At 49.0% G+C, this 16803-nt stretch carries 8 protein-coding genes and 2 rRNA genes; 1 reads left to right on the top strand and 9 read right to left on the bottom strand.

What is annotated here, in order from left to right:
- Window positions 1-64: 64 nt before the first annotated feature.
- The 9 genes from MKY92_RS01415 to MKY92_RS01375 all read right to left on the bottom strand — a co-directional run bounded on the left by MKY92_RS01415 (window position 65) and on the right by MKY92_RS01375 (window position 15324).
- Window positions 65-2992: ribosomal RNA gene (locus tag MKY92_RS01415) — 23S ribosomal RNA — on the bottom strand.
- Between the two features lie 367 nt (window positions 2993-3359).
- Window positions 3360-4912 (bottom strand): 16S ribosomal RNA (locus MKY92_RS01410).
- Together the 16S and 23S rRNA genes form the textbook arrangement of a ribosomal RNA operon.
- A 622-nt stretch (window positions 4913-5534) precedes the next feature.
- Window positions 5535-6080: a GNAT family N-acetyltransferase gene (locus MKY92_RS01405; protein WP_339301639.1), complete on the bottom strand. Its 546-nt coding sequence runs from the start codon at window positions 6078-6080 to the stop codon at window positions 5535-5537.
- 51 nt (window positions 6081-6131) lie between these two features.
- A complete protein-coding gene (locus MKY92_RS01400) occupies window positions 6132-7736 on the bottom strand; it encodes a response regulator (protein WP_339298846.1) in 1605 nt (534 codons plus the stop codon).
- Window positions 7733-9601, bottom strand: a complete 1869-nt coding sequence (locus tag MKY92_RS01395; protein WP_339298845.1) for a histidine kinase — start codon at window positions 9599-9601, stop codon at window positions 7733-7735. Before MKY92_RS01395 ends, MKY92_RS01400 begins: the two co-directional genes overlap by 4 nt.
- 28 nt (window positions 9602-9629) lie before the next feature.
- Window positions 9630-10478 (bottom strand): carbohydrate ABC transporter permease, encoded by an 849-nt coding sequence (locus MKY92_RS01390; RefSeq protein ID WP_017691148.1) that lies wholly within the window; start codon window positions 10476-10478, stop codon window positions 9630-9632.
- A complete protein-coding gene (locus MKY92_RS01385) occupies window positions 10475-11425 on the bottom strand; it encodes a sugar ABC transporter permease (protein ID WP_036616398.1) in 951 nt (316 codons plus the stop codon). Before MKY92_RS01385 ends, MKY92_RS01390 begins: the two co-directional genes overlap by 4 nt.
- 47 nt (window positions 11426-11472) lie before the next feature.
- Window positions 11473-12813: an ABC transporter substrate-binding protein gene (locus tag MKY92_RS01380; protein WP_339181269.1), complete on the bottom strand. Its 1341-nt coding sequence runs from the start codon at window positions 12811-12813 to the stop codon at window positions 11473-11475.
- A gap of 264 nt (window positions 12814-13077) precedes the next feature.
- Window positions 13078-15324: a glycoside hydrolase family 88 protein gene (locus MKY92_RS01375; RefSeq protein WP_339301638.1), complete on the bottom strand. Its 2247-nt coding sequence runs from the start codon at window positions 15322-15324 to the stop codon at window positions 13078-13080.
- Window positions 15325-15915: 591 nt separating this feature from the next.
- Here MKY92_RS01375 and MKY92_RS01370 point away from each other — a divergent pair.
- Entirely contained in the window at window positions 15916-16743 is an 828-nt protein-coding gene (locus tag MKY92_RS01370; protein WP_339298844.1) for a methyl-accepting chemotaxis protein, read from the top strand.
- Window positions 16744-16803 lie beyond the last annotated feature (60 nt).

Here is a 16803-nt window from a genome sequence, read left to right as displayed (position 1 = left end):
CATTTCAGAGTGTTGTTCTCTGAAAACTAGATTCGAAACGAAACATGCGAATTATCACTTGCTATTGGATAAGCCCTCGACCGATTAGTACTGGTCAGCTCCATGCATTGCTGCACTTCCACCCCCAGCCTATCTACCTCGTCGTCTTCAAGGGGTCTTACATACTGGGAAATCTCATCTTGAGGGGGGCTTCACGCTTAGATGCTTTCAGCGTTTATCCCGTCCGTACATAGCTACCCAGCGGTGCTCCTGGCGGAACAACTGGTACACCAGCGGTACGTCCATCCCGGTCCTCTCGTACTAAGGACAGCTCCTCTCAAATTTCCTACGCCCACGACAGATAGGGACCGAACTGTCTCACGACGTTCTGAACCCAGCTCGCGTACCGCTTTAATGGGCGAACAGCCCAACCCTTGGGACCTACTTCAGCCCCAGGATGCGATGAGCCGACATCGAGGTGCCAAACCTCCCCGTCGATGTGGACTCTTGGGGGAGATAAGCCTGTTATCCCCAGGGTAGCTTTTATCCGTTGAGCGATGGCCCTTCCATGCGGTACCACCGGATCACTAAGCCCGACTTTCGTCCCTGCTCGACTTGTAGGTCTCGCAGTCAAGCTCCCTTATGCCTTTGCACTCTTCGAATGATTTCCAACCATTCTGAGGGAACCTTTGGGCGCCTCCGTTACTCTTTAGGAGGCGACCGCCCCAGTCAAACTGCCCACCTGACACTGTCCCCGCACCGGATTACGGTACCAGGTTAGAACCTAGATACGATCAGGGTGGTATCCCAACGTTGCCTCCACACAAGCTGGCGCTCATGCTTCAAAGGCTCCCACCTATCCTGTACAGATCGTACCCAAATTCAATATCAAGCTGCAGTAAAGCTCCATGGGGTCTTTCCGTCTTGTCGCGGGTAACCTGCATCTTCACAGGTATTAAAATTTCACCGGATCTCTCGTTGAGACAGCGCCCAAGTCGTTACGCCATTCGTGCGGGTCAGAATTTACCTGACAAGGAATTTCGCTACCTTAGGACCGTTATAGTTACGGCCGCCGTTTACTGGGGCTTCGGTTCACAGCTTCGGGATTACTCCCTAACCACTCCCCTTAACCTTCCAGCACCGGGCAGGCGTCAGCCCGTATACTTCGCCTTACGGCTTCGCACAGACCTGTGTTTTTGCTAAACAGTCGCTTGGGCCTTTTCACTGCGGCCCCCTCGTGCTATTCACACTACCGGGGCACCCCTTCTCCCGAAGTTACGGGGTCATTTTGCCGAGTTCCTTAACGAGAGTTCTTCCGCGCGCCTTAGAATACTCTTCTCGCCTACCTGTGTCGGTTTGCGGTACGGGCACCATCACCTGGCTAGAGGCTTTTCTTGGCAGTGTGAGATCATGACCTTCGCTACTGTAATTTTCGCTCCCCATCACAGCTCAGCCTTACAATGTGCGGATTTGCCTACACATCAGCCTCACTGCTTAGACGGACATCCATCAGTCCGCGTCACTACCCTACTGCGTCCCCCCATTGCTCATAACGGCTTACGGTGGTACAGGAATTTCGACCTGTTGTCCTTCGACTACGCCTTTCGGCCTCGCCTTAGGTCCCGACTTACCCTGAGCGGACGAGCCTTCCTCAGGAACCCTTAGGCTTTCGGCGGATCAGATTCTCACTGATCTTTTCGTTACTCATACCGGCATTCTCACTTGTATAATGTCCAGCGCTCCTTACGGTACACCTTCAACCCTTATACAACGCTCCCCTACCCCTGATGCAAAGCATCAAGCCATAGCTTCGGTGGTGTGTTTAGCCCCGTTACATTTTCGGCGCAGAGTCACTCGACCAGTGAGCTATTACGCACTCTTTCAATGGTGGCTGCTTCTAAGCCAACATCCTGGTTGTCTGTGCAACTCCACATCCTTTCCCACTTAACACACACTTGGGGACCTTAGCTGATGGTCTGGGCTGTTTCCCTTTTGACAATGGATCTTAGCACTCACTGTCTGACTCCCGGAAGTAAGTCTATGGCATTCGGAGTTTGACTGAGCTTGGTAACCCTTGCGGGCCCCGCACCCAATCAGTGCTCTACCTCCACGACTCTGTTTTCCGAGGCTAGCCCTAAAGCTATTTCGGGGAGAACCAGCTATCTCCGAGTTCGATTGGAATTTCTCCGCTACCCCCACCTCATCCCCGCATTTTTCAACATGCGTGGGTTCGGGCCTCCAGTGCGTGTTACCGCACCTTCACCCTGGACAGGGGTAGATCACCCGGTTTCGGGTCTACGTCCACGTACTATGTCGCCCTATTCAGACTCGCTTTCGCTGCGGCTCCGGCTCTTCACCTTAACCTTGCACGGGAACGTAACTCGCCGGTTCATTCTACAAAAGGCACGCCATCACCCCTAAAACGGGCTCTGACTTTTTGTAAGCACACGGTTTCAGGTTCTATTTCACTCCCCTTCCGGGGTGCTTTTCACCTTTCCCTCACGGTACTGCTTCACTATCGGTCGCTAGGAAGTATTTAGCCTTGGCAGATGGTCCTGCCGGATTCATACGGGGTTTCACGTGCCCCGCACTACTCGGGATCCGTCTCGGAGGGAACAGACTTTCAACTACAGGGCTTTTACCTTCTTTGGCGGGCCTTTCCAGACCTCTTCGCTTAACCGGTTCCTTTGTAACTCCATGTGAGACGTCCCACAACCCCAAAGAGCAAGCTCTCTGGTTTGGGCTTCTCCGCGTTCGCTCGCCGCTACTGACGGAATCACTATTGTTTTCTCTTCCTCAGGGTACTTAGATGTTTCAGTTCCCCTGGTATGCCTCTACATAACCTATGTATTCAGTTATGAGTAACTGGAAATTACCCCAGCTGGGTTTCCCCATTCGGACACCCCCGGATCAAAGCTTGCTTACAGCTCCCCGAGGCAGTTTCGTTGTTCGCCACGTCCTTCATCGGCTCCTAGCGCCTAGGCATCCTCCGTGTGCTCTTAGTAGCTTAACCATTGCGCTCGTGTTCGAGCTGTCGCTCCGCTTGGTTTGGACTACGTCCAAATCCAAAAGTCGCTCCATTTCGATCACTCGCTCCAGCAATCTACCGTTTTTATTGAAACTTGTTTAACACAAGTTCAGCTAAAAAGGAATGTTCTAATTCGCGTTTGTTTCGTTTCGATATCTAGTTTTCAAAGAACAAGCTCCATGCAAAAGCAAGCTGTTTTGAGAGTTTGAGCTCTCAAAACCGAACAACGAGTGAGTAGTTTATGCTCTTCATTTCATCCACACCGAAGTGACGGACCGAAATGAATCGCTGTTGCAGGTTCTAAGAACCTGCGTATTTGAATGTTTCCGTTGCAGGAAACGATTCTCCATAGAAAGGAGGTGATCCAGCCGCACCTTCCGATACGGCTACCTTGTTACGACTTCACCCCAATCATCTATCCCACCTTCGGCGGCTGGCTCCTTGCGGTTACCCCACCGACTTCGGGTGTTATAAACTCTCGTGGTGTGACGGGCGGTGTGTACAAGACCCGGGAACGTATTCACCGCGGCATGCTGATCCGCGATTACTAGCAATTCCGACTTCATGCAGGCGAGTTGCAGCCTGCAATCCGAACTGAGACCGGCTTTGTTGGGATTGGCTCCATCTCGCGATTTCGCAGCCCGTTGTACCGGCCATTGTAGTACGTGTGTAGCCCAGGTCATAAGGGGCATGATGATTTGACGTCATCCCCACCTTCCTCCGGTTTGTCACCGGCAGTCTATCTAGAGTGCCCACCCGAAGTGCTGGCAACTAAATATAAGGGTTGCGCTCGTTGCGGGACTTAACCCAACATCTCACGACACGAGCTGACGACAACCATGCACCACCTGTCTCCTCTGTCCCGAAGGAAAGGTACATCTCTGTACCGGTCAGAGGGATGTCAAGACCTGGTAAGGTTCTTCGCGTTGCTTCGAATTAAACCACATACTCCACTGCTTGTGCGGGTCCCCGTCAATTCCTTTGAGTTTCAGTCTTGCGACCGTACTCCCCAGGCGGAGTGCTTAATGTGTTAACTTCGGCACCAAGGGTATCGAAACCCCTAACACCTAGCACTCATCGTTTACGGCGTGGACTACCAGGGTATCTAATCCTGTTTGCTCCCCACGCTTTCGCGCCTCAGCGTCAGTTACAGCCCAGAGAGTCGCCTTCGCCACTGGTGTTCCTCCACATATCTACGCATTTCACCGCTACACGTGGAATTCCACTCTCCTCTTCTGCACTCAAGTCACCCAGTTTCCAGTGCGATCCGGGGTTGAGCCCCGGGATTAAACACCAGACTTAAATGACCGCCTGCGCGCGCTTTACGCCCAATAATTCCGGACAACGCTTGCCCCCTACGTATTACCGCGGCTGCTGGCACGTAGTTAGCCGGGGCTTTCTTCTCAGGTACCGTCACCTTGAGAGCAGTTACTCTCCCAAGCGTTCTTCCCTGGCAACAGAGCTTTACGATCCGAAAACCTTCATCACTCACGCGGCATTGCTCCGTCAGGCTTTCGCCCATTGCGGAAGATTCCCTACTGCTGCCTCCCGTAGGAGTCTGGGCCGTGTCTCAGTCCCAGTGTGGCCGATCACCCTCTCAGGTCGGCTACGCATCGTCGCCTTGGTGAGCCGTTACCTCACCAACTAGCTAATGCGCCGCAGGCCCATCCCCAAGTGACAGATTGCTCCGTCTTTCCAGTTTCCTTCAGGCGAAGAAAACAATTATTCGGTATTAGCTACCGTTTCCGGTAGTTGTCCCAAACTTGAGGGCAGGTTGCCTACGTGTTACTCACCCGTCCGCCGCTAAGTATCAAGGAAGCAAGCTTCCTATCAACTCCGCTCGACTTGCATGTATTAGGCATGCCGCCAGCGTTCGTCCTGAGCCAGGATCAAACTCTCCAATAAAGTATTGAAAAGAGCGATAAGCTCATTTTGAATCTGACGAGATTAAAAATCTCATTTGTGCTCCAGCTGATCCAAGCCAAGGCTTGTTTCAAACTTTCGCGTTCATTCTGCAAGCAGAATGTTTACTCACTCGTTGTTCAGTTTTCAAAGATCAAACTTGTTTTGTTACCAAGCGTTGTTCTCCTCAGCAACTTTTATATCATAACACTTCCGAACCAACTTAGCAAGCTCTTTTTTTAAGTTTCTTTCGAAGCTTATTTGTTTCACCTGCAACACTTTGTTTCTCGTGTTTTTTTGGCCGGATATAGAATATATCATATGCACAATACAATTACCACTTGTAAAATATCCCATTACCAAGCTAACTTTATATCTAGTTCAATTTCTTTATAATCTCTTTTTCCAATGGCAATATCCTTTTACTTTACCCTATATACACTCACTGCTCTAACCTATCTCAATATAGGTTGTAAACTGACTCTTTCACATCACTACATTCGTTCTATAAGATAAGAAACATAATATTTCTACTAAATAACGCTGCTATCTATTATGTCGGTACCAAATCTAACCATTGAACTCCATAACCTGTGGGCTTATATAGATTGTACTTTTTATACTATTAGTCTCTGAACCTGCCCATCACTATCGTGTCGTGATACTGTCCATCCGCGTGTCGCCGATCCTTTTTCAAAATACCTTCGATCACGAAGCCTCTCTTTTGATATAGCTTGATTGCCTTATCGTTGGATGCCAGCACGTTCAACGTCATCTTCTCTACACCAGTCTGGTCTGCCCATTCTATCGACTTCTCCAGCAGGTTCTTACCGATCCCATGTCCCCAGAACTCTCGGGCTACACACACGCCGAACTCAACTTTATGGCAAAAGCGCTTCAACTCTGTACCTTCACATCGGGAGTATCCCACAATCTCGCCCGCCGCCACAGCAACAAGGAACAGATTCCGTGACTTCTCAGTGTCCAAATGGATGATCCGCCTATACCCGGCTGCGTCGATATACGCCTCGCCCTCTTCACGATCCATGTTCTCGGTTTCCCCATCGATTTGTACACGTAGTGAAGACAAGGCCTCCGCATCCTTTTCCTCTGCTGATCTAATGGAGTAGGATAAGCCTTTAATGTAATATTCCTGCTGATCGATCATTATAAGAACCAGACCTCCTCTTCCACCTTATATAATTACTGTACCTGTATCGCTCTACCCCACCTCAGACGGACTCTTGCCCGTAAGCATTTTGAACACCTGGCTGAAATACGTCGCATTACGGAACCCCGTCATCTCGCTCACCTCATATACCATGTAATGTCCCGACTGCAACAGTTCCAATGCTCTCTGAATTCGGTACCCGTTCAAATAACTCACGAAATTCTCACCGGTCACCCTTTTGAACAATTGACTCAGATACTTCGGATGTACGAACAGCCCCTTGGCTATCGCTTCAAAACTGATCTCTTCGGCGTAATGCAGCTCCACATACTGTTTCACCTGCTCTATCAGTTTATTGCTTTTCTTCTCGCCCATCTCCTTGCGTATCTGTTCCAACCAGTTGCAGATAATACGATCCATCCAGCTTACCAGATCATGCAAAGCATATTTCGATTGAATTTCACGCAGAAAGTCACTCATCGCCAGCGGCGGCGTTAACATAGGATGAAGTCGGTTCCAGCTATGCATCAATGTGTCAAACAGACTGACGGCCACAACCTGTACATCCTGTATCCCAACACATTTCCCCTCTTTCAGTAAAAGGCAAATATGATGCCATACCTCTTCCGCCAGGTCAGGTCGAATATCCGTCCAAGCCTCGTTCCATTGACGAAGCAATAATGAATAATCGGTCACACTTGGTTCTGTTTCCTTTGATGCTTCATAATGGTAGATACGACTTCCACCTTGAAACTCTGCTGTTTCCACCGCTTCCCTGCTCTCGAGATAGGAATCTATCACCTCACATGGGTGACTTTTGGATCTTCCGATTCCAGCACTCACTTCAATTTTCAGATACGTAAAGATCTGATCGATCATCCGCTCCACAAGTGGCAGACATTCCTCCAGATAATCTTTATCTCCTAATAGAAGCAACACAAATACCTGATCCGAATAATCAACAATCTCTACCTGACCATTTAGGCACGCCGCTTGCTCCTTCACCGTCTCCTGAATAATATCGGCCGCCCCATAGCGGAGAAGCTGCCAATCCCGTTCTTTCATTCGAGTCAAAAACACGGGGCGATTCAGTTGCAGACTAATGGCTCGTGTCTGTGAGGACATATGAATACCTATATAGTCCATGCGTTCTTTAGGCAGCTCGTCTGCCCGATATCGCGTAGTCAGCAGTTCGTGAAGAAATTGTTTGCGCAGATAGGGAAGTACCCGTCCGACCTCCTGCTTGTACGTCCGCTCCAGCCGCTCATGCCGCTCTCGTACATCTTGTTCTAATAAAACCTCACGCAACACAGACTCAATCTCCTCAACCTCTGCCGGCTTCAGCAAAAAGTGATTCACACCCCAGCGCATGGCTGCCCGGGCGTTCTCGAATTCGTCATATCCACTAAGAATGATGATCGGCAGGTGGGGATGATCACGTCGTAACGTCTGTGTGATCTCAAGCCCAGTCATCCCCGGCAGGTAGACGTCAGTCATAACGACATCTGGATGCATGCAGTGAAACAGCTCCAGCGCATCCAAGCCATTGGAAGCAGTGCCTGCAATGCTGAGGCCCAGAGAAGGCCAATCGATATGATCTGTTAATGCCTTTACAATATGAGGATCGTCATCAACAAGCATAATGGTCTTCATCATTTTTCACCGTCCAGCCATAGATTTAATTGCTCGTCGGTCTCAATACGCGGCAGCGTAATGGTCACTTCCACGCCACCTGACTCTCTATCGCTCAGTTGAACCCCATACCTCTTCCCACAATAAAGCTGGATGCGCTGATGTACATTCCGCACACCGATGCCACACGTCTCTTCGAGTTTCCACCCTTCCGGCAAACCCCGCCCATTATCCGTGATACGAATGACGATATCCTCATGCGGGCCAACCTCTTCGTGCATATACACCTGAATTCGAAGCGTGCCTTCTTCAGGGTGCCCGTGCATCACAGCATTTTCGATAAAAGGCTGCAAAATGATTTTGGGAATGTAACAACCGCGCATATGCGGATCGATCTGCTCCTGATATTGAATGGAGAACGGTAGCCGCTCTGACTGGATGTTAACGTAGCAACGGGCATGTTCCAACTCATCACGAACCCTTATAAACAATCTCCCTCCACTCAGTCCGATCCGTAACAGCTTACTCAGTTGTACAATCATGCGACTGATATCCTTGGCTTCGTAATCAAGTGCGCGCCAGTGGATCATGTCGAGGGTGTTGTATAGAAAATGGGGTTTGATCTGGGCCTCAAGCAAGCCCGTCTGGGCTTCACGCTTGGCCCGGCTCTCCTCCTTCACCTGTTCCATCAGCGTCGTGAGCTGTGAAGCCATGTGATTAAAGCCATAAGCCAAGTGGGCATATTCCTCCGTAAATGAGAGTTGGACCCGGGTATCAAAGTCCCCTTTCTCCAGTTGTCTCATTCGCTTGATCAATTGTCGTAAAGGCCGGATGATCTGCCTTACAAACAGGTATGCCAGCACAGCCGAGCATAATAGTCCAAGTACGGCGATGCCAAGGATCTGCCAGCCCGCTTGTCTGAGCGGAGATAACAGTGTATATACCGGAATAGTCTGTACAAGGCGCCACTGAAGCATGGCTGGCCTGGAGTACAGCACCAATTGAGCACCTCCGGGTTGACCGGAAACCACTTCGTATCCGTCTGCACCAGGTTGGACATGTTCCTGAATCCATGCACTATCTATAATAGAAGAAGATGAATTTACAGCTTCACCCTTTTCCTGTACTGTACTCGCTTCATTCCTTCGATCCGCTCGTTCCTTCTCCCCTGCTGGATCAACTTTCCCCATCTGCATTACGACATTACCAGCCGTATCTACCAACAGGACTTTTCCATCAAGCACCATGGGTACATCGGCAAACCTGCGCACGATGTCCGCTCTGCTCAGTCGAATGAGCACATAGGCAACCGTCCCGCCACGACTGTCGAAAATCCGTTGGGCGTATCCGACCAGAGATTGGCCCGATTCGTTCTCACGCAGCGGAACCCAAGCGGCATCAGCCTTTTCAAGCGTAGCAAACCAAGAGTCGTGTGCGATGGTATCCACCGGAAATATGCGATCAGCCATAGTCACTGTCACCTCATTAAAAACATCCGTATACAGTTCGATGGAGGTGATGCCTTCACTCACGACCATGGTATGATCCAGGATTCGAGAGACCTCTCTCCGCTGGTGAATCTGTGCAAGCCTGCCCGTATCAGCCGTTTCAAGCAGACTGGACAGTTCCCGATTGCTTGCCAAAGCATAGGCGGTTCCGGTTACCCCTGTGATGAAATCAAATCCCCGACGTGTGCTTTCGTTCAGAAGAGCCAGACGTGCTTTGCTAATCTCGGCAAATGTGACCGCGGAGAAAGACTGATATGCCAGCCAGACGATAACCGAGACGAGCAACAGGTTAAACGCAATAAAGCAAGTCACCATCAACGTGGAGAGCTTGCTTTGCTGCAGCTTTTGATTAATAAATGAAGACCATCTTCCTTTCCCCATGGAAAAATCAACTCGTTTCGTCTTGGAATTACCCTTTGAGCCCAGAGGTCGCGATTCCTTCCACGAAGTACTTTTGACACACAATAAATACAATGAAACATGGCACCAACGACAACACCGACATGGCAAACATCGGACCCCAATCGGATTGAGAGCTGGAATCAAGGAACAAACGCAGACCCAGCGGCACGGTGTATTTGCTCACGTCACTCAAGTAGATCAACTGACTGAAGAAGTCGTCCCATGTCCACAAGAACGTAAAGATCATCGTGGTAACCAGCGCTGGAAAAGCAAGTGGAATGATGATTTTGGTGTATATTTTCACAGGACCGCATCCATCGATAGTTGCCGCCTCATCCAGCTCTTTGGGCAATCCCCGGAAGAACTGTACCATGAGGAAAATGAAGAAGGCATCGGTCGCCAGCCATTTTGGCACCACAAGCGGCAGATACGTATTCACCCACTCCAGGTGGTTGAAAAGGATATACTGCGGGATCAGCGTCACATGATGTGGCAGCATGATCGTCATAAGCATCAGGCCAAAGCAGATGGCTTTGAAACGAAAATTCAGCCGAGCGAACGCATATGCCGCCATAGAGCAGGAGATGACATTGCCCAGCACGGCGCCAAGCGACAGGATGACAGAGTTGGTCAGGAAGCGGGAGAATGGATTGCCCTGAATACCCGACCAGCCATTCATGTAATTTTGCCAATTCCATTCCTGTGGCCAGAACCAGGTCTCTGTAAAGATCATATGTCCCGGTTTGAATGAGCTGCCCAGCATCCAGAGGATCGGGTAGAGCATGACAAAGGCGATGCCTGAGATCAACACATGTTTGCCGACGACCCATGCTGTAGAGTTCCGTTGTCCAATCATGATTTCCCACCATCCTCATAGTGCACCCACAGCTTGCTGCTGCGGAATACGAGCAATGTAAATACGCCAATCAGGATGACCAGCACCCAGGCCATCGCGGAAGCGTAGCCCATCTGAAAGAATGAGAATCCTTTTTTGTACAGATACAGAGAGTACATTAAGGTTGAATTCACTGGCCCTCCGCTACCATTACTGATAACAAAAGCCTGTGTGAACGATTGAAACGACGTAATCAGCTGCATCACGAGATTGAAGAAGATGACAGGTGACAGAATCGGCAACGTTATATAGAAGAATCTCCGCAGAGGACCTGCACCATCTACCGCTGAGGCTTCATCATACTCGGGTGGAATCTGCTTCAGGCCTGCCAGGAAAATAATCATCGACGATCCGAACTGCCACACGGATAACAGTACGATGGAGTACAGGGCATACTTCGGATTAGCAACCCAATCGGGTGCCTTAATGCCTACCATGGCAAGTACACTATTGAGTAGCCCGTCCCCACCCAGCATTTTACGCCACAACATGGCAATCGCCACGCTACCTCCAAGCAATGTCGGAATATAATACACTGTCCGGTAAATACCGAGCCCTCGAATCCCTTTATTAAGCAACATGGCTACCAGCAGCGCAAAGATCAACTTTACCGGTACCGATACAGCGACATACGTGAATGTGACTTTGAGCGACTGGGTAAACAGTTTATCCGATGTAAACATCGTGGTGTAGTTATCCAGACCGACCCAGGAAGGGGCGGCCAGGATACTGTAATCAGTGAACGAGATGTATAACGATACCAACATGGGACCAAGGGTTAGAAATAACAATCCGACAAGCCATGGGGCGAGGAACAGAAGCGCTGCTCCATTGTGGGCATATCTCCGTTTCACCCGCCGGGTAGTTACACGCTCGATTCGGGCTTGACTGACCTGTGATGTCGTCATCTTCGCAACCTCCCCGCAGAATTAGAAGTCTGAGACAGTTTCAATTATTATTGACTCGATCCAAGCGTAGCCTTGGCTCCTTCAATAAACTGTGCAATCACATCCGGAGTACTGCCTTGACCGAAGGCGATCTGCTCACTTGCGCTCTTGAAACTCGTGTCCACTTCAGCAAATCCTTGCGGGTATGGCGGGTCAATCTCGCTGGAGTTCTTCGATACCGTATCGATAAATTGGAAAATGACTTGCTCTGCTTCCGGCAGCGTAGGTTGCATCTGTTCACGAATACTGGAATTGACCGGCACCCCACGTTCAGAACCAAGAATAGCGGTTGCTTCTGGATCATTGACCATGAAATCAATGAACATGGCAACTTCCTTTGGATGTTTGGTTTTGCCATAACCGGAGAGGAACTGGCCTGGCTTCAGATATTCACCGATTTGCTTTTCACCTACACCATGCGGAAGCACTTGTATGCCAAGCTTATGATCCTGATTTTTGTTCACCTGCTGGAATGTCAGCAATTGATTGGACCATGCAAAATCCATGGCAGCTGTGCCCAGTGAGATCGGGCGTGTCTCCAGCGCATTGGTTGTGGATGCCGTTATCTCCGCTGTGGTCACTCCACCATTCTCGCGTAGTGCGCTCCACATATCGAACCATTGCTGAAGCTCCTCGCTGGTAGCGGTCATTGTGCCACCATCAAACAATCCTTTCCCGGATTGCCGAATAAACACTTCAAACATGTTCGTTGTACCGGAAATGTCTGCCGATCCATAGAATCCCTCACCTTTGGCTGCGGCGATCTTGGTCGCAATATCCCCAAAATCCTTCCATGTCCAACTCTCTTGTGGTTCTTCGATTCCTAATTCCTGAAATACGGTGGCGTCATAGATGACACCTGGTGCGTTAACTCCGAGGGTAATCGCATATAATTTATCGTCAATCGAACCGGCTGTAATCATGCTCTGATCATGATCCTCTGTCCGCAGCTCTTTACTCTCTGCAAACGGGGTCAGGTCAAGCAAGGCACCACGCCGGGCAAAGTCAGTCAAAAAGGCGTAATCCATCTGGATGATATCTGGTGCATTCGAACCGGCTACCTGTGTAGTCAACTTGTCAAAGTAACCGTCCCAACCGGAATATTCAGGTTTAATGGTGATTCCCGGATGTTTCTCTTCAAACAATTGGATCACTTTGGTCGTCAGATCATGTCTGGTCTGTGATCCCCACCAGGTCATGCGCAATTCAATCTTGCCTGATGAATCTCCCTCACTTCCACTTGCTTCGCCAGAAGAAGATGGTGTATCAGTGGCCCCTCCAGAACAGGCTGTAGCGAACAATAACAGGGACAGGCAGAACAGGGTTACCCACTTTTTTGTAATCATCATAAATGAATTTCCTCCCCTTCTTGCATTTATGGAATCGCTTACAAAATCTATTGTATCGATCCATTGCTGCACATGACATAAACAAAAGTAAGCTTTCCTGTCAAAAAAGTAAGGAGTTACAGGAATCAAAAACCACCAGGAATGATATTCCCGGCGGTTCCGTTCCCGTATCGGTATGATTACGGGTATACATGCATGATACGTAAGAAGAAGATAGCGGGTTGATATGGAACGAAAGTATGAACATCAGACCTCGGTGGTCTGTCAGGAATGTGAGACTGCAGGTGAAGACACCCTGTGCTCAGCCAGATGTTTCTTCATTTTTGCCACTTCGGTTCCTGCCAGCATCATAATGCCTATTCCGTGATTGTCATTGGTGACGGTACGCAAGTCCTGATCATAATACTCTGCCGTAAACGCATATCTCGAACCGCTGCACACGCCATGCACATTCCCTTGACGATCGATTGCTTTGCAGATGAGTCCCTTCCAAGCCCGCTCGGCAGCTGCGACATAAAATTCAGGGTCTTTGAACCAGCCAAAACGCACACCTCTCGCAAAACCATAGGCAAACATCGCCGTGCAGGAGGCTTCTTCATACGTCTGTGGAACATTCAACACCTGATGCCACAACCCGCTTTCCCCTTGAAGCGCTGCGTACCCCTCACACAGCTCATTGAAGAAATCTATTAAGGCTGGGCGCTCGGGATGCTCTGCTGGCAAAGCTTCCAATACCTCTGTCAAGGAAAACAGTGTCCAGCCATTTCCCCGTCCCCATGGAATCTGCGTTGCCTGTCCGTATTTGAAATCATACACATGGGACATGATCTTGAACTCAGGCATAAACAGATACTTCCGATACAGTGAAAATTGTCTGGCGGCTTCATCCAATGCGGCTGAGTTGCCTGTCACCCGTGCATAACGAACGAGAAACGGCGTGCTCATATAGAGGTCATCTGCCCACATGGTATTCTCGGCATACTCCCCTACACATGTGCGATAAAATGCACCATCCTCCTGCCGTTCCAGGCGGGAAAGCATGAAATCTGCAATCCGTTCAGCAATCGTAAGAAACGTTGGTTCATGACACTCGGAGTACGCTTCCAGCATGGCTGAACCAAAAGAACCGCAGTTATCCAGCATTTTCAGCATGACCAATTGTTGATTAACTGCCGGGAAACCATACTGCTCCCGATCCCATAAGGAGTATTCATACATCTGGGTACATGCCTGCACATGCTCAGCCGCATAACGTGTAATGTCCGGTCTCTGCAAATAACGCCCCGTCCGTAATAGACCATATACAGTGACACCCAATGGATAGTCCCAGCGACCATAATTAGTCACACTGCCCACTGTCCATTTGTTGCTTAACATGGCATTTTCATAATAGGGTCTGATCCAGGCATCCGGTCGATCCAAGCGCCAATATGTCTGTTCTAATCCTGTTTGGTACACTCGATCCGTTCGGGTCAGATCCTGCAAATCCGGTTCAACCCCCGATTCAAAAGGGCCGACATATAACCAAGACTCTCCGGAAGCACCGTGCACACGCTGAGGAAGTTCCAGTGAAAGTGGCTTACCCGAAACGGTTGCATTCAAATTAAATTGCCAAGGTCCCGCCGCCGTATCATTGCATTCACTTCGGACAAGCAGGTCACTCCGCCCAAAAGAGGCTGGTACATCCACCTCGAACGGACCCGCTTCCTTCACTTGCGCTACAGGCTTGCCGCCAATCCAAATACTCAGAGAACCGGAGGATTGGCCTGACAATCGCACCAGACTCCCGGTTGAATCGTTATTGTTCAGATGGGACCAGGCATAAGCATGTTTTCCAGAAAGATTTCCGAATATTCGTTCGAAAGCTGGCTTGGTTTTATCTTCGTCAGACCAGCCTGTCTCAGGCAGCCAGTTCAAACTGTAATCTGCTTCTTTTCCAAGCAGGTCTGGTTGCTTACTCGCAGCAAGGTTCGGTTGGGAGAACACCCAACCCGCTTGTCCCTGTCTCTCCTGAAACGGCGCAAATACGTTCAGAATACGCACTTTACCTTCATCTGAGCCGAACTGGCAACCGAAGCCGGCAGGTGTGTTTTTCATTTCCAGCCAAATGGTGTTCCAACCGGGCTTGATATCGATGCTGAGCTTCACCGTTGCGTCTGGACTAATCTCATCCATTACGGTAGAACGATAGACCAACTGCTCATTGAAATAGAAACGAACAGGTCCATAACAGCGGACCAATACGTCCAGATTCCGGTCCTCGTCCCCCCATACCAGTGCAGCTGCGTAGGATATATGGTCTTTAGGTGCATCAGGAAAGCGTTTACCTAAATTCAGATCATAAAGCCCTTTTTCATTTTGCAAAATACCAGACTTCTGGAATACCCGATATACAAAATCAGCCTGCGCATTGGCTCCAATATACCTCTCGGCTAGCACCTTCAGCACCTGATCCTGATCTTCTCCAAATCGGTAATACATGCTCTGTGGTTCACTGAAATAGGTCGTCATCGATGGCACACATCCTTCTCCCGTTGAAATAAAGTCTTATATCATTGCATTCATACCATCCACACTGGAGCACCTAACCGATAAAGTATAGCGCTTAACCTAGGTGGGTAATCCCCTTACCGGGAAATAGGTATGTCCCTTGGTTATCTTCTGAATAGCCGAATAATAATCCCAGTATAACTGACATGTTCGGTGGTGGCTACAGATTTTTGATTACGCTTACAAAAAATCAGAAGATTTGGTTTTCCCTTCGCCAATTACACCTTCATTGGGACATTAATTCAAAAAAACGGAAAATGTTACCGATATAGAAACTATATATGTTGAACTAATCATTTACACAGAAACGTAGAGGACAGAAAAAAACTGAAAAAGCGAAGCGTTCGCCTAAAAGATTTCTGAAAGAAAGCTGCATCGTAAGCATACGCTATCACCGGATTTTTCCCTTGAGAAAAGGGAATCAAAAAAATCTGGGGATAACAGCGATTGGAAGGTTATTCTGTCATCGGAGTGTACGTGTGAATATATCTTTAGTTCAACTTATATAGATTGAAAAATTCCACTTTTTGTATCGGGAAGGAAAGATGCACATTGAATACTCTTGAATCTCTGGTAAATGCTATGCCTTTTGTTAGCCAAATGTTCCGTGACGACATATCCATATCCATTAATGATCATGAGAAAGTATTGTATTTTTCCGAGGCAAAAAGTCTGGAGATTGGTGTGAAGGTTGGGGATGAGCTGCATGATGATTATAAACATTTCAAAATGCTGACTAACAGAGATTCCCGTACCGTGGCACGTATGCCTGGTGATCTGCAGGGCAGACCTTTTGATTCCATTCTAATCCCTATTAAAGAGAACGATCAGGTTGTGGGTATATTGGGTGTGAACTACGCGCTGGATAGCCATATGACACTGGAAAATCTGATTCGTGAAAATGAAACAACCATTAACGCTCTCGTTGGTGGCATTCAGCAGATTGCTGCACATTCCGAAGAACTCTCCGCAACCTCGGAAGAGATTCTGCGCAACTCCCAAAAAGCTTCAGAGAACTCGGTCAGTGTAGGTAAAGTAACAAACGTCATTCGTGAAGTATCGGAACAAACCAACCTGCTTGGACTCAACGCCATGATAGAAGCAGCCCGTGTGGGCGATCAGGGAGCTGGCTTCGGTGTGGTTGCCAGTGAAGTACGCAAGCTGTCCGATCATACGAAACAAGCAGCGGCTGATATCGAAACATCCCTCGGTAGTGTACAAGATTCCATGAAGCATATGGAACAAGAGATCAGTCAGATTACAACAGCAACGGTGGATCAGGCCAAGCTTGTTACCGAGTTCATGGAAAGTATCGAACAGCTTAGCGAGACAAGCGCGAATCTGAAAAAGTTTGTACATCAGATGCTGGCGCTCGAGTAACAGTCCAGTTCCACAGCAGAAAGAAAGAATGAATGATATGAAATGTACATAGACACAGAA

The sequence above is a fragment of the Paenibacillus sp. FSL R5-0623 genome (assembly GCF_037974265.1).
Classification (GTDB): Bacteria; Bacillota; Bacilli; order Paenibacillales; family Paenibacillaceae; genus Paenibacillus.
The sequence above is the reverse complement of the archived record's forward strand: the minus strand, read 5'-3'. Positions and strand labels throughout refer to the sequence as shown.